This is a genomic window from Chitinophaga sancti, assembly GCF_034424315.1.
In the GTDB taxonomy this organism is placed as follows: domain Bacteria; phylum Bacteroidota; class Bacteroidia; order Chitinophagales; family Chitinophagaceae; genus Chitinophaga; species Chitinophaga sancti.
Genome location: NZ_CP139972.1, coordinates 5383488 through 5403078 on the forward strand (window position 1 = coordinate 5383488; position 19591 = coordinate 5403078).

At 46.0% G+C, this 19591-nt stretch carries 23 protein-coding genes and 1 riboswitch; of the genes, 15 read left to right on the forward strand and 8 right to left on the reverse strand.

The window, feature by feature from the left end:
* Positions 1-2 precede the first annotated feature (2 nt).
* A complete protein-coding gene (locus tag U0033_RS20830) occupies positions 3-611 on the reverse strand; it encodes a TetR/AcrR family transcriptional regulator (protein WP_177318568.1) in 609 nt (202 codons plus the stop codon).
* Positions 612-639: 28 nt separating this feature from the next.
* Entirely contained in the window at positions 640-1245 is a 606-nt protein-coding gene (locus tag U0033_RS20835) for a TetR/AcrR family transcriptional regulator (protein WP_072358764.1), read from the reverse strand.
* A 300-nt stretch (positions 1246-1545) separates the two neighbouring features.
* On the opposite strand from U0033_RS20835, the gene U0033_RS20840 reads away from it, so the two are divergent.
* On the forward strand, positions 1546-2061 hold the full coding sequence (locus tag U0033_RS20840) for a hypothetical protein (protein ID WP_072358766.1): 516 nt from the start codon (positions 1546-1548) through the stop codon (positions 2059-2061).
* A gap of 228 nt (positions 2062-2289) precedes the next feature.
* Here U0033_RS20840 and U0033_RS20845 read toward each other — a convergent pair whose 3' ends face one another.
* A complete protein-coding gene (locus tag U0033_RS20845; protein WP_072358768.1) occupies positions 2290-3549 on the reverse strand; it encodes a pyridoxal phosphate-dependent aminotransferase in 1260 nt (419 codons plus the stop codon).
* Positions 3550-3939: 390 nt separating this feature from the next.
* Between U0033_RS20845 and dnaN the strand changes: the two genes are divergently transcribed.
* The 3 genes from dnaN (at position 3940) to U0033_RS20860 (ending at position 6387) form a co-directional block, all read left to right on the forward strand.
* A complete protein-coding gene (gene dnaN, locus U0033_RS20850) occupies positions 3940-5058 on the forward strand; it encodes a DNA polymerase III subunit beta (RefSeq protein ID WP_072358770.1) in 1119 nt (372 codons plus the stop codon).
* A 257-nt stretch (positions 5059-5315) separates the two neighbouring features.
* Positions 5316-6122 carry a sterol desaturase family protein gene (locus tag U0033_RS20855; RefSeq protein WP_072358772.1) on the forward strand — a complete coding sequence of 269 codons (807 nt, stop codon included), beginning with the start codon at positions 5316-5318 and terminating at the stop codon, positions 6120-6122.
* 4 nt (positions 6123-6126) lie between these two features.
* The gene (locus U0033_RS20860) at positions 6127-6387 is read left to right on the forward strand and encodes a hypothetical protein (RefSeq protein ID WP_072358774.1); all 261 of its coding nucleotides are present in this window, start codon (positions 6127-6129) and stop codon (positions 6385-6387) included.
* Between the two features lie 25 nt (positions 6388-6412).
* Here the strand turns inward: U0033_RS20860 and U0033_RS20865 are convergent, their stop codons facing one another.
* Positions 6413-6925, reverse strand: coding sequence for a lipocalin family protein (locus tag U0033_RS20865; protein ID WP_072358776.1), 513 nt, complete (start codon positions 6923-6925; stop codon positions 6413-6415).
* A 36-nt stretch (positions 6926-6961) separates the two neighbouring features.
* Positions 6962-7069, forward strand: a riboswitch (TPP riboswitch).
* 83 nt (positions 7070-7152) lie between these two features.
* On the opposite strand from U0033_RS20865, the gene thiS reads away from it, so the two are divergent.
* The 6 genes from thiS (at position 7153) to thiH (ending at position 12209) form a co-directional block, all read left to right on the forward strand.
* Positions 7153-7356, forward strand: coding sequence for a sulfur carrier protein ThiS (gene thiS, locus U0033_RS20870; RefSeq protein ID WP_072358779.1), 204 nt, complete (start codon positions 7153-7155; stop codon positions 7354-7356).
* Between the two features lie 86 nt (positions 7357-7442).
* Complete coding sequence (thiC, locus tag U0033_RS20875; protein WP_072358782.1) at positions 7443-9047, forward strand: phosphomethylpyrimidine synthase ThiC; 1605 nt, start codon at positions 7443-7445, stop codon at positions 9045-9047.
* A gap of 58 nt (positions 9048-9105) precedes the next feature.
* A complete protein-coding gene (locus U0033_RS20880) occupies positions 9106-9723 on the forward strand; it encodes a thiamine phosphate synthase (protein ID WP_072358784.1) in 618 nt (205 codons plus the stop codon).
* Positions 9720-10352 carry a thiamine phosphate synthase gene (locus tag U0033_RS20885; protein ID WP_072358786.1) on the forward strand — a complete coding sequence of 211 codons (633 nt, stop codon included), beginning with the start codon at positions 9720-9722 and terminating at the stop codon, positions 10350-10352. The genes U0033_RS20880 and U0033_RS20885 overlap by 4 nt, the downstream gene beginning before the upstream one ends.
* A complete protein-coding gene (locus U0033_RS20890) occupies positions 10330-11097 on the forward strand; it encodes a thiazole synthase (protein ID WP_072358788.1) in 768 nt (255 codons plus the stop codon). The genes U0033_RS20885 and U0033_RS20890 overlap by 23 nt, the downstream gene beginning before the upstream one ends.
* Positions 11098-11099: 2 nt before the next feature.
* Positions 11100-12209: a 2-iminoacetate synthase ThiH gene (gene thiH / locus U0033_RS20895; RefSeq protein ID WP_072358790.1), complete on the forward strand. Its 1110-nt coding sequence runs from the start codon at positions 11100-11102 to the stop codon at positions 12207-12209.
* A 300-nt stretch (positions 12210-12509) separates the two neighbouring features.
* On the opposite strand, the gene U0033_RS20900 is transcribed toward thiH, so the two are convergent.
* Positions 12510-12971 (reverse strand): ferritin-like domain-containing protein, encoded by a 462-nt coding sequence (locus U0033_RS20900; protein ID WP_072358792.1) that lies wholly within the window; start codon positions 12969-12971, stop codon positions 12510-12512.
* 324 nt (positions 12972-13295) lie between these two features.
* On the opposite strand from U0033_RS20900, the gene U0033_RS20905 reads away from it, so the two are divergent.
* Positions 13296-13448 (forward strand): lmo0937 family membrane protein, encoded by a 153-nt coding sequence (locus U0033_RS20905; protein ID WP_143150660.1) that lies wholly within the window; start codon positions 13296-13298, stop codon positions 13446-13448.
* A 135-nt stretch (positions 13449-13583) separates the two neighbouring features.
* Positions 13584-14693 (forward strand): esterase-like activity of phytase family protein, encoded by a 1110-nt coding sequence (locus U0033_RS20910; RefSeq protein ID WP_072358794.1) that lies wholly within the window; start codon positions 13584-13586, stop codon positions 14691-14693.
* Between the two features lie 134 nt (positions 14694-14827).
* On the opposite strand, the gene map is transcribed toward U0033_RS20910, so the two are convergent.
* Together map and tmk are read right to left on the reverse strand one after the other, a co-directional pair.
* Entirely contained in the window at positions 14828-15586 is a 759-nt protein-coding gene (map, locus tag U0033_RS20915; protein ID WP_072358796.1) for a type I methionyl aminopeptidase, read from the reverse strand.
* A 122-nt stretch (positions 15587-15708) separates the two neighbouring features.
* Complete coding sequence (tmk, locus tag U0033_RS20920; protein WP_072358798.1) at positions 15709-16401, reverse strand: dTMP kinase; 693 nt, start codon at positions 16399-16401, stop codon at positions 15709-15711.
* 286 nt (positions 16402-16687) lie between these two features.
* Here tmk and U0033_RS20925 point away from each other — a divergent pair, with 286 nt between their 5' ends.
* Entirely contained in the window at positions 16688-17905 is a 1218-nt protein-coding gene (locus tag U0033_RS20925) for a MutS-related protein (RefSeq protein ID WP_072358800.1), read from the forward strand.
* A gap of 220 nt (positions 17906-18125) precedes the next feature.
* On the opposite strand, the gene U0033_RS20930 is transcribed toward U0033_RS20925, so the two are convergent.
* Positions 18126-18563 (reverse strand): HD domain-containing protein, encoded by a 438-nt coding sequence (locus tag U0033_RS20930; RefSeq protein WP_245801737.1) that lies wholly within the window; start codon positions 18561-18563, stop codon positions 18126-18128.
* A gap of 316 nt (positions 18564-18879) precedes the next feature.
* Here U0033_RS20930 and U0033_RS20935 point away from each other — a divergent pair, with 316 nt between their 5' ends.
* Both U0033_RS20935 and U0033_RS20940 read left to right on the forward strand, forming a co-directional pair.
* Entirely contained in the window at positions 18880-19068 is a 189-nt protein-coding gene (locus tag U0033_RS20935) for a type II toxin-antitoxin system RelE/ParE family toxin (protein WP_218163997.1), read from the forward strand.
* Positions 19069-19170: 102 nt separating this feature from the next.
* Positions 19171-19500 carry a HigA family addiction module antitoxin gene (locus tag U0033_RS20940; RefSeq protein ID WP_072358802.1) on the forward strand — a complete coding sequence of 110 codons (330 nt, stop codon included), beginning with the start codon at positions 19171-19173 and terminating at the stop codon, positions 19498-19500.
* Positions 19501-19591 lie beyond the last annotated feature (91 nt).

A 19591-nucleotide genomic window follows, 5' to 3' on the forward strand; every position in this document is an offset into this window, starting at 1 on the left:
TTTTAAGTGATGCTGGTAGTAGATTCTTCTTCTATATGTAAATATTGTGCTGCCAGTTTTCTTCCCTCCAGGGTAGCTACGCCCAGAATGAAATGCTTTGTCAGTTGTTCCATTACTTCATGCATATCATATTGCATGACCGGATACTGTTCAGGATCGAATACGGTCTCCAGCTGTAGTTGGCGCATACGGCTGATGATATTCATATTCAGATCGCTTCTATACACCCCTTCCTCTATACCACGCTGTAAATTTTCTGTGATGCCCTGCAGTACACAATCCTTCTTAAACTCTTCGATTCGCCGCCAGATGGCCGGATGGTATTTCTGTATTTCGTACAGCATGACAGGGTTGATTGTTTTCCCCATCATCTCCATGTATTCCAGTTCCCTGATCAGCTCTTCAATTGCATCGGCGGAGTTTTGGCGAAAGTCCTGGAAATGCTCGATGTGACTATTCAGCACGAATTTCATTCCCTCCAGCACCAGGTCTTCTTTGTCTTCGAAATGCTCGTATACCGTTTTCTTGGATACGCCCGTTTCTTTCGATATGTCAAACATCGTAACGCTCTTGATGCCGTATAAGCGGAACATCTTTAGCGCCGTTTCCATGATCCTTTCTTTTACGCCCATGTTATCCTCATTGCTTTATGCCTTTAACGAATATCTCGGTTAGTAACCGCTGTCTGTCTATGATTTTTTCTACTTCTTCCGGATCTATTTCTAATTTAGGATTGAGGCAGTCCGAAACCGAAAAACGCAATCCCTCCATTGCCTGGCTATATAAGGCCGCTATCTCACTAATGTTGTCAATCTTAAAATCACCTGCTGCCACGCCTTTTTTCATAATGCGGGCCATCATAGCCAGTTCTCTTTCTTTCATAATAGTCATGGCACGGATGGTCTCAGCACTATTATCATTCAGGATCTTGAACATTTCCAGGCGGTAGTACCTGAGTACAAACTGGCGTTTAATTTCGAGGAGGTTCATCAGGATGCTGGCGGCAGGCAGATCTTTCTCTGCTTCCATTTCCTGCTCTGATATAAAGTACTCCCCGATCTTTTCGAGCACAGCAAAATGCAGGCTCTTTTTGTCGGAAAAATAATAATACAATGAAGCCTTTGAACAATGCAGGTCGTCCGCAATCTCATTCATGGTAGTCTTGGAAGCAGTGTAATTAGAGAATCTCTTTAACGCTGCATCCAGGATCTTATCCCGCATTTCATCCTTGGTTTCTGCGATCATTAACTTTTTGACTTTTTTAGTTTCGAAGTCAAAAGTAGAAAGTTTTACGCAAATAGCGAAGAAAAGTTATCCTTTAACAAAGGATTAACTTTTCGAACCAAAAAGTCAAAAAGTTATACTGCCCTTTTTTCAATTGTAAATCAATTATTTATATGTATCATAATCTCTAATCGGTAGGGGAAATTTTTTTATCAGGAGATTTTCAGGTTTAGCCGACACATTTCGTCTATACATCTCAAAAAATGGAATTCGTGCGCTTAGGGCATTCCTTTTGCCTTAACACAAGCAAATCGAATCTATATGAAAAAGTTCATGTTCCTCTTTGTAGCAGTGATTGGTTTCACTGTAATAAGTAAAGCCCAGGTAAATATTTCTATCAATATTGGCGCACAGCCGGCATGGGGTCCGACCGGTTATGACCACGTAGATTATTATTACTTACCAGACATTGATTGCTATTATGACGTGCCTAACAAGGTATATGTATATCCTGATGGTAATAATTGGGTAAGAGTGAGACAATTGCCTGCCCGGTACCGCAACGTTGATTTATACAATGCACATAAGGTGGTGATCAATGGAGACAACAGACCTTACCAGCATGCAGACAAATACCGTCAGGAATATGGTGGTTTCAAGGATAGACATGACCAGACCCCGATCCGTGACAGCAAGGAAGAAAAGTATTTCGAAAGCAAGGGCCATCCTCAGCATGCACAGTGGGAAAAGGATCATCAAACCCATAACAAGGGTGGAAAGAAAGGTGGAGATAACCGTAATGACAGGGATGACCGTCCAGGTCCGGACCGTCACTAAGACCGGCCTTTTATTCCCCTACGGGGGCTGATTTAAAAGGGTACCCCTCTCGCTCGGGTGGGTGATGGAAACGAAATGGTTTTTTAGGTAATTCTCAGCGCCTTCATTTTACCATTTAGTCGGCCACTTCTTAACCAAAAGTCTTTAAAAAAAGAAAAGCCGTCCCGCTAAGTGCAGGACGGCTTTCTTTTTTGTAATGCTTGCCATACAAAATATGATGCTGAAAACTTAGCTCAACTTTTCGAGCGCTGCTTTCAGGGTAGCCAGCATAGCCGGGATTTCTTCTTTTACGCAGGTACCTACGCTCAGGCGATACCATGGAGACTGCTTGCCTGCACCGAATGCATAGAAAGGAACCAGGCCCAGTTTCGCTTCGTTCAGCAGGTAAGAAGTAACAGCTGCCTGGTCTTCCAGTACGGTACCATCAGCAGTTTTCTTGCCTTTCAGATCGATTTTCAGGGTCAGGTAAATAGCGGCCTGAGGAGCAATTGCTTCTACAGAGTGACCTGCTTTTTTCAGTGCATCGAAGCCTTCGTAGATCTTCTCCAGTCTTTCTTCCACTTCCGCTTTGAAAGCTTTCAGGTAAGTGTTAACCTCATCTTTACGACGCAGGTAGCGGGCAGCAGCATTTTGTTCTGCCATAGGGCTCCACGCACCTACGTGAGACAGGATGGCTTTCATCTTGCCAATGACGTGTGCAGGACCCAGGGCCCAACCAACTCTTACACCGGTTGCAGCAAAAGCCTTACTCATACCATCGATGAAGATAGTGTAGTCTCTCAGTTCAGGACGCAGACCAACAGGGGTGTAGTGGTGAGTCTGACCGAAAGTCAATACCCAATACATCTGGTCGAAAAGAATGTACAGTGGTTTCTCATCAGCACCACGGCTCTTGTTTTCAGCAATTACCAGGTCGCAGATTTCTTCCAGCTGTTGCTTGCCAAAAGCAGTACCGGTTGGGTTCTGCGGAGAGCAGAGCGCCAGCAGGGTAGCACCTTTCAGCAGCGGTTTCAGTTCAGCTGCAGTTGGCATGAAATCGTTCTCCGGCTTGGTTTCCAGTACAACGTGTTCAGCCTCCAGGAAGTGAGTATAGTGATTATTGTTCCAGGACGGTGTAGCATAAACTACCTTCTCTCCCCGGTCCAGGATTGTTCTGAAAGTGGCATAAATGATAGGACGGCCTCCACAGGAGATCACGATCTCCTTGGTCGGATCGTAGGTTAGCTGCTCATGTTCGGCAATGAACTCACTTACCGCCTTTCTCAGTTCCAGGATACCATCTGCTGGTGGGTAGTTGGTTAATCCTTCCTTGTAGGCAGCAATAATCTCTTGCTCAAACTCAGCCGGAATAGGGAATACTTTAGGGTCAAAATCCCCAATCGTAAAATTGTAGATCTTCTCACCCTTGGCCTGCTTCTCCTTTATCTCACCGGCCAGCTTAATAATTTCAGACCCGATCAACGTTTCGGCTAAATGAGACAGTTTCATAACCCAAAAGATTTTTTAGTGTTTAATAGATTTTTTGCGCCCGCAAAGCTAACTGATATGCAACTCATTTAAAACAAATGCCGGATTTTTTCATAACATTCCAAATAAGACGCACTATTTTTGATTAATTTCAATAAAACCACTTTTTTTAAGCATCTCATCTAACATAACATTTTGTTATAATGTAGCCGCGTTTACAGGAGAGTACACATTAATATAGGTCTTTTCCACATGCCCGTGCAGGTTTCATGTGGAAAAAAGCTAAAGAATGCCCGATTCTAACGCTGTTCGTAGATTAACAATTCTTTCTATCTTTGTTTGCTCAGGTTGTATAACCTCTCCGCCTTTACAGCGGGAATTCCTTAGTAAGTATAATAACAACATATCAACATGAAGTTTATCGTTTCTTCCTCTACTTTGTTAAAACAATTGCAGCAGATCAGCGGGGTTATCAACTCCAATACGGTATTGCCTATATTGGAAGATTTCCTTTTCATCATTGACAGGAACGAACTAACAGTAGTAGCTACAGACCTGGAGACTGTTATGAAAGTGAAGCTGGAGGTAGAAGCCAAGGAAGGCGGTCGTATCTGTATTCCCGCTAAAATCCTGATGGACTCCCTGAAAAATCTGCCTGATCAGCCACTGACTTTCAACATTGACCTGAACTCCTATGCGGTTGAAATCACTTCCGACAATGGTAAGTACAAGGTAATGGGTGAAAATCCGGAAAACTTTCCGAAAGAACCAACAGCAGATGATACCACTTCCTTTACAGTGACCTCTACCGCATTGGTAACTGCTATCAACAAGACCCTGTTTGCCGTGAGCAACGACGATCTGCGCCCTGCTATGACAGGTGTGTTCTTCGAACTCACTCCAAGCAGCCTCACTTTTGTAGCAACAGATGCGCACCGCCTGGTGAAATATGTCAGAACTGGTGTAGTATGCCCTAAAGCAGAAACTTTCATCGTGCCTAAAAAACCTTTGAACCTGCTGAAGTCAGCCCTGCCTGATAATGATAGCGAAATCAAGATTGCTTATAGCCAGAATCACTTCTTTGTAACACACAATGGTGCACAGATGATCTGTCGACTGATCGATGCCCGTTTCCCTGATTATAAAGTGGTCATTCCAAAGGATAATCCTTATCGCCTTACCCTGGTGAAGAGCGATTTCCAGAATGCCCTGAAACGTGTGAGCGTTTTTGCTAACAAGAGCACCAACCAGGTAGCACTGAGCATCACTGGCAGCGAATTACAACTCTCTGCACAGGACGTGGATTTCTCTTTCGAAGGTAATGAGCGTATGAACTGTTCCTACACCGGCGATGATATGCAGATTGCTTTCAATGCGAAGTTCCTCATCGAAATGCTGAACGCAGCAGAAGGTGATGAAATCACAATCGAACTGTCTACTCCAACCAAAGCCGGTATCCTGAAACCTTCTGAAAAAGAAGAGAATGAAGACCTGCTCATGCTGGTAATGCCACTGATGCTGAATAACTAATTCATTTATTACTACCGGCAGCTGCTGGTTTTTGCGCGGCCTTCCGGCTGCGCAAAAACCAGCCTCCAAAAAAAAATCGCGTTTGCCGACGGCAAACGCGATTTTTTTTACTTACTAATTATTTTTCTTTTATACATAACCCGATCACCCACATAAGCCTGTCTAAAATATTGCACCACAGCCACTTTCAGCCTTTTTATTCCCCAAAAATGTTGTAATTTGATATAGCCATTGAACCCATAACTAAATTCCCGTATATGGAATCGTTCTTCAATAACATTCCTTCTTTCTACCGCACCGCAATCCTTGTCGGTGGCCTGGTCCTTCTTTGGGTATTCGAAGGCGCTTTCCCCCGTTTCTATTTCAAATCTAACCGCTACTTCCACGCCGGCACCAACCTCTTCTTTACACTCACCACCGCCGTCGTGAACTTCAGTCTCGCCTTCCTCATCGTCAAAGCCTGCACATTCACCGCTAACCGCCATTTCGGCCTGCTATACCTTGTACCACTACCTAACTGGCTTCACGCCACGCTCGCCATCCTCATGATGGATCTGATCGGGGCCTACCTCGTTCACCTCATACAGCACAAAATTGCCTGGATGTGGCACTTCCATAAGATCCACCACATCGATACCGCAGTAGATGCTACCACCGCCCTCCGGCACCACCCCATCGAAAGCATCCTCCGCGTCATCGCACTCTTTGTCGCTGTCATCACCATGGGTATCCCCATCTGGATGGTATTCCTATACCAAACCATCTCTGTATTCATGTCACAGTTCAACCACGCCAATATCCACCTCCCCAAATGGCTGGATAATGCCCTGAGCTGGATCATCGTATCACCAGACATGCATAAGGTACACCATAGCCATTTCCAGCCGGAAACGGACACTAATTATTCCAATATTTTCTCAATCTGGGATCGCCTCTTTGGCACGTTTAAGAAGGTAAATGATACTACTTCCCTGCAGTATGGCCTGGATGAATACCAGGAAGAAAAGTATCAAAAGATAGGGGCACTACTCAAAGCACCGTTTGACAAACCTTTAAATCAATAAATATATGCAACAGCACACCACCTCTTCCACGTCCACTAAAGTTGCCTGCTACATTTCCCTGTTCGCAGGCGTATCTTCCGCCGTATATGCATTCGTGGCGAGAAACCCTGAAACAGGGCTTGTCTTTGCTATTGCAGCCATCATCATGGGTGGACTCTCAGATATAAAAGCCCGTAAGAATATTGATGATATGCAGGTCGCTACCGCCGGTATATTCATGGCCGTTGTAGCCCTCGCTGTTACCTTATGGCAAATTTATAGCTGACTAACCCCGAGGGAGAGGAGTGAACTTATTTACGTGACTTCACTTTTTTCCCTCCTGTTTCTTTCCTGTATTTTTCAAGATACCCCTCAGCGGCCTTCACAGGAAATAATACCAGTGAAGTATCCGTCAACTCCCTGATAATAGAGGTATCTACAGTTCTCGTACTATCCGATGATTTTACCCCCTCTGCATGATTCCAAAGTAACAGTGTATCATGTTGTAATTCCCATTTCTCATATACCAGCGAATACATATTCACTGCTATCGCCTTCCTGTTCTTTCTTAGCTCCATACCCTGCCATTCATTATCCTTTCCGGTTACAGGCTGCAACCATTTGCCAATCAGCTTTGCCGTGTCAATGACGACAGTATCAGGCACAACGGTAACGATTGAGTCAGCTACTATCACAGGCGTAGTATCCGCCGCCGGCATTAATGCCGACGTATCTACTACTGCCTCATTTTCAGGCGTGCGCGACGGATGACAGGCAAATGAAAACATGGTGATAACTCCCACCAGCAGATGGCTATTTTTCATATGCTCAAAGATATGGACTTTTTCCCCTACCTTTATGCTTCACTTTAGGGGTGTTTTCCAGGCCACCATACCCGGAAAGCTGAGATGAGACCCTCAGGACCTGACGCAGTTCATACTGCCGTAGGGAAAAGTACCTGGTTCAGCCAAGCCCGCTGCCAGGAATGAACTGAATCCTCACATCTTCTACCATCCTTAAAGTTTATTGTTTCACCTTAATTCATGCACTCATGGAAGTGACTGTAAACAATAAACTTTATGCGGTGCAGCAGGGAACAACCATCGCTGCCCTCTTACAGTTTATCCAATTACCATCAGACAAAGGCCTGGCCGTCGCCATCAACAGGGAAGTCATCCCTAAACCCGCATGGTCGCAACACCTTCTGCAAACCGCAGACAGTATTACTATCATCCGCGCTACACAGGGAGGTTAATTTTTCTTTCACTTAAAAATGATTGCACTGCAGGGATATCCCCTCGCAGCAGGACTTCTCATTTCTTCACCCATCTTATTTTTTGTATGAACATCGAAAACATTTCACGTACGCCACTGCCCGCGTCCAGGAAAATTTACATCAATGGCGTAGCCATGAGAGAAATAACGTTAACACCTACACGCCTGTATGGCAGTAAGGGAGAAACGACACCCAATGATCCATTGATCGTATATGATACAAGCGGGCCATACACCGATCCAAACATTGATATTGATGTACGCAAAGGCCTGCCCAAACTGCGCGCTGACTGGGCTTCCAACGTGAAGAATGAAACCCAGTTATCCTACGCACGCAAAGGCATCATCACACCCGAAATGGAATACATCGCTATCCGCGAAAACCAGGGCGCTACACAACAACACATTACACCTGAATTCATCAGGCAGGAAGTAGCCGCAGGCAGAGCCATCATTCCTGCCAATATCAATCACCCTGAATGTGAACCCATGATCATTGGGCGCAATTTCCTGGTGAAGATCAATGCCAATATCGGCAACTCTGCCGTTACCTCCAGCATCGAAGAAGAAGTGGAAAAAGCAGTGTGGGCCTGCCGCTGGGGAGCAGATACCATCATGGATCTCAGCACCGGCAAGAATATTCATGAAACCCGTGAATGGATCCTGCGTAACTCTCCTGTACCCATCGGTACCGTTCCTATTTACCAGGCCCTGGAAAAGGTGAATGGAAAAGCAGAAGACCTCAGCTGGGAAATATTCCGCGATACAATTATCGAACAGGCAGAACAGGGTGTGGATTACTTTACCATCCATGCAGGCGTATTGTTGCGCTATATACCTCTTACCGCCAATCGTATGACAGGCATCGTATCCCGCGGAGGCTCTATCATGGCCAAATGGTGCCTGGCACACCACCAGGAGAATTTCCTCTATACACACTTCGAAGAGATCTGCCAGATCATGAAGACCTACGATGTTTCCTTTTCATTAGGCGATGGCTTACGCCCCGGAAGTATTGCAGATGCGAATGATGCTGCCCAGTTTGCAGAACTGGAAACCCTGGGCGAACTCACTAAAATAGCCTGGCAATACGATGTACAGGTCATGATCGAAGGCCCCGGCCATGTACCCATGCACCTGATCAAAGAAAACATGGATAAGCAGCTGGAACACTGTCACGAAGCACCCTTTTATACATTAGGCCCCCTGACTACGGATATCGCTCCCGGTTATGATCATATTACATCAGCCATCGGTGCAGCCATGATTGGCTGGTTTGGTACGGCCATGCTGTGCTATGTTACGCCCAAGGAACACCTGGGATTACCGAACAAAGAAGATGTTCGCCAGGGCGTGATCACCTACAAGATAGCTGCCCATGCAGCTGACCTTGCCAAAGGCCATCCTGGTGCACAGCACAGGGATAACGCACTCAGCAAAGCCCGTTTCGAATTCCGCTGGGAAGATCAGTTCAACCTGGCCCTGGACCCTGACACCGCCCGCTCTTATCACGATGAAACTCTGCCTGCCGAAGGAGCCAAGGTCGCGCACTTCTGTTCTATGTGCGGACCACACTTCTGCTCCATGAAGATCACGCAGGAAATAAGGGAAGCCGGCATGGCAGAAATGGCCAGCACATTCCGCGAACAAGGCAACACTATTTATTCATAATCTGACAGTTATATAATCGCGGTACAGTTTTGGGATATGCTAATCAAACTCCATTACTTTGATACAGATCATCACACATACAGGCAAAATAAACCACGAACCAGCCCTCTGGTTACAATTATTACAGGCAGGTGCCGATAGTATACTGGTGCGCAAACCAGGATGGCAGGAAGCGGATTACGAAATGCTGCTGCTCAATGCACATCCTTCCTGTTACCCGCACCTCATCATAGCCGACCACCCTGTTTTATGTGAGCGCTATGGGCTGCTGGGGATACATTTTGGGGAGGCCATCAGGGGATCTATATCGCAGGAAGAGCTGCACAGGTACCAGCAACTGGGTTGTATACTCAGCACAAGTATCCATAGCGTTCATACACTGCCGGTAGTTAGTAATACCTGGAATCAACTGCTTCTAAGCCCGGTGTTTGATAGTATTTCCAAAGCTGGATATATGGCCGCGTTTGACACCAACTTCCGTTTAGACAAAGATGGCTATGCAGGCAATGTAATTGCATTGGGCGGTATTAATCAGCATACTGCTGATAAGGCCCGCCATATGCGCTTCGACGGCATTGCCCTGCATGGCGCCATCTGGCAACATCCGGAACGTGCAGTACGGACCTTCATCAGTATCCGTGATGCATGGTCAGGCAATTCATTCAGCTCATCATGATGACGATACAATACATTTCCCAGCAGACCGACACCTGCTCTCATCTTGACAATATCCGCATGGCCTGCGCAGCAGGCTGTAAGTGGATTCAACTGCGTATGAAACATGCAGATACGCAGGCTATTACCGCAACGGCAAGACTGGCAAAAGAAATCTGCGATGCACATGGCGCCACTCTTATTATTAATGATCATCCCGGCATTGCAGCACTGGTAGATGCACACGGCACACACGTTGGTAAGGAGGATATGACCGTAGCACAGGCAAGACGTATAGCCGGACCACATAAAATAGTAGGCGGTACAGCAAATACGCTCGAAGACATTTTACGACATGCCGCAGATGGTGCCGATTATGTAGGCATAGGCCCTTACCGCTTTACTACCACGAAAGAAAAATTAAGCCCGATCCTTGGGCTGGATGGCATCCGCAACATTATGTCTCAACTACGTGTAAAGATCCCTGTGATTGCCATCGGTGGCATTACTGCAGAAGATGTTCCGGGCTTATTCAGCACCGGTATACAGGGTATTGCCCTTAGCGGACTGATTACACATGCACCTGACAAACGCCAGCTTATATCTTCTCTTTATCAAACCATAGCACATGCAATCACTTCAAATAGCTGATCATACATTCACTTCCCGGCTCTTTACAGGCACAGGCAAGTTTTCTTCTTTACAACTGATGGAACAGGCCTTGCTGGCTTCTGCCACGCAATTAGTAACAGTAGCCCTCAAGCGGGTAGACATCCAGGACGCCGGCGACAACATGTTGCGGCATTTGCAATCGTTTAAACTAATGCCCAATACCTCCGGGGTACGTACTGCCAGCGAAGCGGTGTATGCTGCACAACTGGCAAGGGAAGCACTGGAAACAAACTGGGTCAAACTGGAAATACATCCGGATCCCCGTTACCTGATGCCGGATCCTGTTGAAACACTGCAAGCTGCGGAAGAACTGGTAAAACTAGGTTTCGTGGTCCTCCCTTATGTACACGCAGATCCTGTATTGTGCAAAAGATTAGAGCAGGTGGGCGTAGCAGCAGTGATGCCATTGGGGGCACCCATAGGTAGTAACAAAGGCTTACGCACAGCCGATTTCCTGGAGATCATCATAGAACAGAGCCAGGTACCCGTAGTCGTCGATGCCGGGATTGGCAGCCCCTCAGATGCTGCAAAAGCCATGGAGATGGGTGCCGATGCGGTTTTGGTCAACACGGCTATTGCGGTAGCAAAGGACCCTGTAGCCATGGCGCAGGCATTTGCAACAGCAATAGTGGCAGGCAGAATGGCTTACGAAGCAGGACTGGCACCGGTATACAGGCAGGCAGTAGCTTCCAGCCCTCTTATTGGATTCTTAGATGAAGTATAGCTATGGCAGATTTTAAAACACTCTTTTCCCAATACGATTGGGAGCAGGTAAAAGATAGCATTTATGCAAAAACAGCTGCAAATGTGGAGCAGGCATTGCATAACAAGCGGCGTACGATCGAAGACTTTAAGGCATTAATTTCCCCGGCTGCAGCGCCCTATTTACCAGCCATGGCTCACCTGAGTCAGCAGCTCACCCGGCAGCGGTTTGGTCATACCATGCAGTTATACATTCCGCTTTACCTGAGTAATGAATGTCAGAACATCTGTACCTATTGCGGGTTTAGTCTTGACAACAGGATAGCCCGCAAAACGCTGAACAGGGAGGAGGTGCTGGCAGAAGTAAAGGCGATCAAGGAGATGGGATACGACCATGTATTGCTGGTAACAGGGGAGGCACAGCAGACCGTAGGACTTCCTTATTTCAGGGAAATGCTGGAGCTGATCCGGCCTTACTTTTCCAACATATCTATGGAGGTACAACCCATGGATCAGTCAGATTATGAAGCCCTCATTCCAATGGGTTTGCATAGTGTATTGGTGTACCAGGAGACCTATCATGAGGCTGACTATAAACTGCATCATCCCAAAGGACGAAAATCGAATTTCAATTATCGCCTGGAAACGCCCGACCGCCTGGGCAAAGCGGGTATTCACAAAATAGGACTGGGGGTATTGATTGGACTGGAGGATTGGCGTACAGATAGTTTCTTTACCGCATTGCATTTACAATACCTGGAAAGGACGTACTGGCAAACGCGGTACAGTCTTTCGTTTCCGCGTTTACGCCCCTGTGCGGGTGGCCTGATGCCCAAGGCGGTGATGAGTGACCGGGAACTGGTACAACTGATCTGTGCATATAGATTACTATCTCCTGAGCTGGAACTAAGTCTTTCAACACGGGAATCTCCCCGCTTCAGGGATCATGTGATCCAATTGGGTATTACTACTATGAGTGCAGGCTCACGTACCAACCCGGGTGGCTATACAATGGGGGATGATTCGCTGGAGCAGTTTGAAATTTCGGATGAACGGGATCCGGCGGAGATAGCGGCTATGCTTCGAAACAATGGATACGAGGCGGTGTGGAAAGATTGGGATAAAGCATTCTGACAGCGCTTTATGGCCACGCATACTGAACCGGTATTTCAAGCCCACCGTTGGTGTAACTCACCGGCGCGAAACGGCTTCCGCCTTCGGCAGAATTCGTTTCGCGCCTATTTTCCTGATAAAAAAATAACAGTTCCGCCTGCAGGCGGAACTGTTATTTTTACCTAAATCCATTACTGAAATTTGTTACTTATAGACATAAGTAGCTGCTTAATATTCAAATGTAGGTTGCACATAATGAACAACAGCATTACGTTTCATTTTGAACAAAAAGAACAGCTATGCTTATAATGAACAATCTGTTCAGTGAACGACTTTTTCCAAATCACGATAAGTTCTCACCGTATCATGTGCACTTCTCAGCGCCCTGCGCTGATTGGCCACCAGCTCACGGATACTATATGGCATGGTAATACCTGAGCCCAGCACATCTTCATACGTACGCTGGGTGGCATCTTCTCCATACTCGCATGAAGACAGGATAGAGTGCCTGTCATGCCCTGAAAAAGTAGCTTTTACATCCATCCAGGTTCTATAGAGTTTACCATAAATAGTAGTATTGTGTGTAGGTTCCTCGCCACCATCCTGCAATATACCTTTCAGTTGATCTATATAAGTAATACTTTCTTCTCTCATTCTTTGGAACAGTGCTTTCAGATCGGCATCATCTGTCTGATCAATGGCCTTCAGGTATCCAGCTTCACGGTCATTATTGATCATGATCAGGTCATTCAGGGCTTCTATCAATTTCTCGTTCAATTGCATGATGATAGTTTTAAAAATGAATGAAGAATGTTGTGTTCTTTCAATATGAAATTCAAAAATTCTACCAGCCTTTTCGGATACGGGAGTTTAGCGGCTGATTCGCAATGAATATACTTACTGCTAACGGAAGATGCTTATCAGTAGCGTACATTTTACCTCCCTCCGGGGAATATGTTCTACAAAGCCTTTTGGCCGCAAATGCAGTATGTATAAGGATTCCGGGGCGCTAAAACGGTTTATACCTCGGTTAGAAGCACATCTTAAAGAAGAACTGCTTAACTGGCATAAATTTTCTATTCCTTAAGATAACCAAATCTTTTTGATATGAACGGCTTACTTTATTTAATTGCGATTATTCTGATCATCGGATGGATTTTGGGCGTGTTTGTTTACTCCGCAGGCAGCCTTATACATACCCTACTGGTTTTAGCGATTATCGCTATCCTCGTAAATATTATACGCGGTAGGGCTGTTTAACAGGCTACCTCAGAATAAGAAATTTCATCGGCAGCAGCCGACTGAAAGAGGGCATCCTCTTGAGTCGGCTGCACAGAAAATTGCTTTTACCTCCGGTGAAAGCAATTTTTTTTGCAATAACGTACCTTTGCCTCCATGAGAAAATATCTTTTGTTTAGCCTGCTTTTTGCAGCCTGCAGCACCTCCCGTCATCCTGTGAATACATCGGATGTATCTCAGCTCCGCCTCTTACACAAACTCATCGTTCCATACAACACCACCTTCAATGGCACGACAGTAGGAGGGCTCTCAGGCATCGACTACGACAGTGCCCGCAACGTATATTATCTCATTTGCGATGATCGCTCAGAACACGAAGCTGCCCGGTACTACACCGCCCGGGTGCCAGTCAATGGCGAACCGGTGACCTTCACTGCCGTGACTACACTCCCTATGCGCGATGGTCAGCCCTTTCCCGCCGGCAAAAACCTGGCACCCGACCCGGAAGCCATGCGTTACAATCCCAACACCGGTCACCTGGTCTGGAGCAGTGAGGGAGAGCGTATCGTCAACGCCAAAGACACCATTCTAAAAGATCCTGCTGTATACGAAATATCCCGCGACGGGCATTTCCTTGATACTTTTTCTATCCCTTCTCAAATGCACATGCAGGCAGGCAGCAATGGCCCCCGCAGGAACGGCACTTTTGAAGGGCTGGGCTTTACCCCGGATGGTAAATATATGTTCGTGAGTGTGGAAGAACCCCGCTATGAAGACGGTCCCCGTGCAGGCCTGAAAGATACGACTGCCTGGATCCGCATTATAAAATACGACCTGCAAACGAGGCAAGCCATTGCCCAGTTTGCCTACAAACTGGCACCGGTAGCCGCCGCTCCGGTACCTCCCGATTCATTTGCCATCAATGGCATTCCTGATATTCTTGTGTTGTCAGAAAACCAGCTTCTCATCATGGAACGCTCTTTCTCCACAGGCGTAAAAAATTGTACTATCCGCCTCTACAAGGCAGACCTTTCTCATGCCACAAATGTATCGGCTATACAATCTTTGCAGACAGATACCCACTTTACACCTGTTGTGAAAAAGCCTTTATTTAATTTTCAAAGTCTGCAGACATATGTAGATAATGTGGAAGGAATGACTTTTGGCCCCCGCCTGCCAAACGGCCACAGGAGCCTTATTTGTGTGGCTGACAATAATTTTTCAAACAAAGAAGAAACGCAGTTCTATATCTTCGATATTGAATAGCAATAGTATTTTATCAATGAGTGGTATCATCTAACTGTATAGTTGGAGATCCAGACATTGTCTGCTATATTGGAGAATCATTCGGGAATCTGAATGTATAATCTATGCCAATTTTTAGACTATCCGTGAAGACCCTATATTCCATTTGACGCAGTCAAAATAATAGGTTCTCCGCTCGTTACGAGCACCGTATGTTCATGCTGGGCCACAAAACTCCCATCTTTGGTCACCAGGGTCCAGCCATCTCCTAATGTATCAGCATAGTTTGCCCCGGTAGAGATAAAGGTTTCAATAGCGACCACAGAATTGCTGCGGAAACGGTTTCGGTTGAACCGGTCGTAGAAGTTAGGGATCTCCCTGGGTGCTTCGTGCAGGCTTCTGCCTATACCATGGCCGACCAGGTTCCTGATCACCTTGTATCCTTTTTCTTTGGCGGCATTTTCAACGATACGGCCAATGTGGGCCAGGCGAACTCCATCGCTGATATTGCTGATGGCCTTGTGCAGGATTTCGATAGAGGCATTGATAAGAGCAGTGTGCCTGAAAAGGTCTTCTCCCAGTACAAAAGAGGCACCGTTATCAGCATAATACCCCGCCAGTTCGCCAGATACATCAATGTTTACGAGATCGCCGGGTTGTAATATTTTCCCGGCGGAAGGGATCCCGTGGGCGACTTCGTTGTTCACGCTGATGCAGGTAAATCCCGGGAAATTATAGGTTAGTTTCGGTGCCGACCTGGCACCCATTTGAGTTAATAAAGCGCCGCCATACTCATCCAGTTCTTTTGTAGACATGCCGGGAGCGGCACATTGACGCATCAGCTGCAACACCTTGCCAACTACTTCGCTGATGGCCTGCATGCCGGATAGATCTGCTGTGGATGTAATGGACATAGTTCCTCCTTTTTTTTCCGAAACGGGTTTTCATGGTTGATGGTGAATGCCCTGTTTCAGGCATACCTTTTCTGGAACAGGTTTTCGCTCTTCATTGATGAATTCCCTTTTTCATGAACCCTTTATATCAGTTTGTCCAGACAGGCTACAATATTTGCGTGGATTTCCGCAATAGGTAGCATCTTGTCTGTTTTATCATAACATACTATTTTGGTAATGGCAGGGTCTGTATCTGCCAGTACTTCGTATTCTTTTCTGACTGCCAGCTGGAGGGAGAAATCCTTTTCATGGATGTCTTCCTTGCCATTCAGGTAGCTCCGGTCTTCATTTTTCATTCTTTTGGTCAGCGCCTGTTCTGTATGGGAAAAGGGCACATCCAGGTAAATGGAGAGATCCGGCTGGGGAATACGGTTGTACCCGTACTCAAACATGTTGATCCATTCACGCAATTCCTTTTTTTCGGCTTCAGTGCTCAGTTTGGCGCACTGAAAGGCGATATTGGACAGCACATACCTGTCTACCAGTACGGTATATCCATTGGCCAGCCATTCATTGATGGTGCTGGCAAAGTCTTTTCTATCTTCTGCAAAAATGAGGGCAACCAGCTGTGGGTGTACATTTTTCACATCCCCGAACTCCCCCCGCAAAAATTTAGCTACCAGGTCACCAAATACGCCACCGTTCTGACTTCTTGGAAAGTGGATAAAGCGGGTTTCTATGCCCTGCTGATGATAGTACCTGGTCAATAAGTCAATCTGGGTCGATTTTCCTGCTCCATCGAGTCCTTCTACGGCAATAAATCTGCTTTTCTGCATTGATCTGGTTTAGGGGCCAAAGATATTACATCTTTCAGGTATCCCGGCCAAAGATATAGGGATAAGCCCAGCCTGATCCGGTAATAAGCCGCAGATATTCCGCCTCTTTTAAGATGCGGGTTATAGGCGGCTTATAGGCGGGATATAGGCGGGTTATCTGCGGGTTATCTCCCTTATTGAGCCATGGTTAAGGGTTAGAGAAGATCACTGCAATTTTTGAGTTTTCTTTAACATATCCTTAAGGGACTTATACATTACTTTTAAAGACAATAATTGAAACTGCTGTATGTCCGAAGCTTTACCCATAGAAAAGGAGATCATCCGTTTGTTTGACTATACCCTGCATCCTTCTTCCAGCCAGCGCCTCTACGACATATTTTCGGGACCTCGTTTATCCTTTTCAGCGACGCTGGAGCGGCAGCAGTTATTACAGGCATTTTTATTTCACTGGGAGCGGATCCTGGGGTTTACCTATCATAAGGCGGATCTGCAGGAGGTGTATCAGTTTACGACCTATATTGAGCTACCCGAAAGCTCTATATTTCAATACTTTGGGAAAGACAAGTACCAGTTGCAGGGCAGGTGTATGCAAGCGATCCGATTGCTGCGGAATATTTATGGAAAATACCTGCTGCCATTACTGGGTACTCCTTTGCTGGAAGATTTTGCCGGGCCGGCGAAGGCGTATTATGAGGCGCTGGAAATAGACAAATTACCGAAGGAGCTGACTTTTCAGCAGATCTTTGCATTTGCTGCGAAGTTGGTAATGTGCAGAGAGCGGGGCATAACGGCGAGGTTCTGGGATGCTTTGTTTGAATATGAGGCCTGGTGGTCGCTGGCTATGGGAACACGGAAGCATGGGTTTTCGATTCCGGCCTTTTCTGCGGATAATTTTGTGATAAAGCAGTTCTGGCACCCAATGGTGGAGAACCCGGTCAAAAACACCCTGCAAACGACGTGTAATATGATCGTATTAACGGGTCCGAATATGTCGGGGAAGTCGACGACCTTAAAAGCGATCGGGCTTTGTGTGGCATTGGCGCATTTGGGGCTGGCGGTGCCGGCGGAGGATTGCAGGATCCCGTTTTATGACCAGGTGTTGATTGCTATTAATGTGACGGATGATCTGAAGAATGGGTTTAGTCATTTTATGCAGGAGATCGTGCATTTGAAGCATACGGCGATGCAGGCGAAGGAAGGGCAGCGGTGTTTTGCGATCTTTGATGAGATCTTCAGGGGTACGAATATCGATGATGCGATGGAGGTGACGGAGACGACGATTAGGGGATTGAGTCAGTTTAAGCAGTGTCATTTTATTATATCTACGCATTTGTACCAGTTGCAGGGGGCATTGCCGGTGGCGTTGTATGAGCCTTACCAGTTGCGGGCGGGGATACGGGATGGGGTGCCAGTGAATAGTTATCAGCTGGATAGGGGCTGGTCTGATTTGAAGTTTGGAAGGCTGATATTTGAGCGGGAGGGGTTGGCGAAGTTGTTGGAATAAAGGATTTGTTTGCAGGGAGGGGATGTTGAAGTTGTTGAAATAAAGGATTTGTGGGAGGGAGGGGATGTTGATGGCGCTATTAGGTATTGAAGCGGTTTATTGGTTTCGGTTTTGATATGTTTATAACCTGGGATGCTTTCGTGGTTATCTACCTGGGCTTTGCTTTTGTGGTTATCAGCGTTTTCAGATATGCAGCTCACGCTGTTATCGGCTTTTTCAGTTATTGAGCAATCCGCTTCGCGGCAATTTTCCTATACGCTTTTAGGTATTTATTTAATCTCGCCACGTCTTTTTCTGTCACTTCCGGAATGCGTTTCACATCCATATTATCAATAAGGTCGTTCATTTTTACGGCACAGGACAATGGATTTTGCAAGGTCCTATTTACAAAATGATCATAGTCTTCATCCTCAGATAATTTAGTCACGCCTTTCAATGCTTCTACTAATTCCGGTGCCAATCCTTCATCAGCCAGTTGTTCGAAAGTCCAGTCTGTATCTTCGACGACGTCATGTAATACGCCTACGATTTTTTCTTCGGGGGTAATGCCCATATTCATTACTCTTAGTACATGTGCAATGTAGGGGGCGCCGTATTTATCTTTCTGTCCATGATGGGCAGAAACGGCGATTTCAATGGCTTTTTCTAATGTCATCATGCTTTAAGTTAGTAAATAAAATGGTTATGGCAAGGCGTGATGTATGTGCGATTAAGGAACATGCCTGGCCATACCAGCATTAAAATGACTGAAATCTATCTTCAGTCATTACCCATGAATATGCTGGATGAAGAGAATTATAAAGTAATGCAGCTAATGGAATAAAACGGGGAAGGGCGGTGTACGCCCTTTCTCCTGCTTAATCCCTGCGGATTTAAAACATCACAAATTGCTGCAATTCAATAATTTATCCTAATTTCATCAATCACTAAAAAAAGCGCTTGTTACGTGACACGTAACATGGTATATTTGTATTATGATCGTCAGTATACAGCATAAAGGGCTTAAACGCCTTTGGACAAAAAACGATGCGTCCAAGCTGCCACAAGATCAGGTAAGCAAGATCAGAACCATTTTGTTCCTGCTTAACAACGCCCAAAAAGTGGACGATATGAACTTTCCAGGTTCCAATTTGCACCCGTTAAAAGGAGATTTAAACGAATAGTGGTCGGTTACAGTCCGCGCTAATTGGCGGATTATCTTCCAGTTTGAAGATGGGAAAGCCTATCTGGTGGATTATCTTGATTACCCTTAAAAGGATTTAGCAATGCTAAAAAGAGGAATGCCGCCCGTTCATCCGGGCAATGTATTAAGAGAATTATATTTAGAACCGCTGGGCCTGACAAACGGCGATGCAGCGGCCAATCTTGGTGTTACCCGTAAAACATTGTCTTTGTTGTTAAACGAACACCAGGGCATCAGTGCGGAAATGGCGTTACGCCTTGCCAAAGCCTTTGGCACTACACCAGAATTATGGATGAATATGCAACGTGATTTCGATTTGTGGAATGCAGGAAAGAAAGTGGCGATTACAAAGATTAAAGCATTTCGCCGTGTTAAAAAGGCTCCTGCCGAAAATGTTGTATTGAAGGGCTAGGCAATTCGTCCTGTTCAGGTGTTGGCACACACATAATAAAAATGTCGCGCCGTTGTCATACAGATAACTTTCCTGTGCAACTCTTATGCAA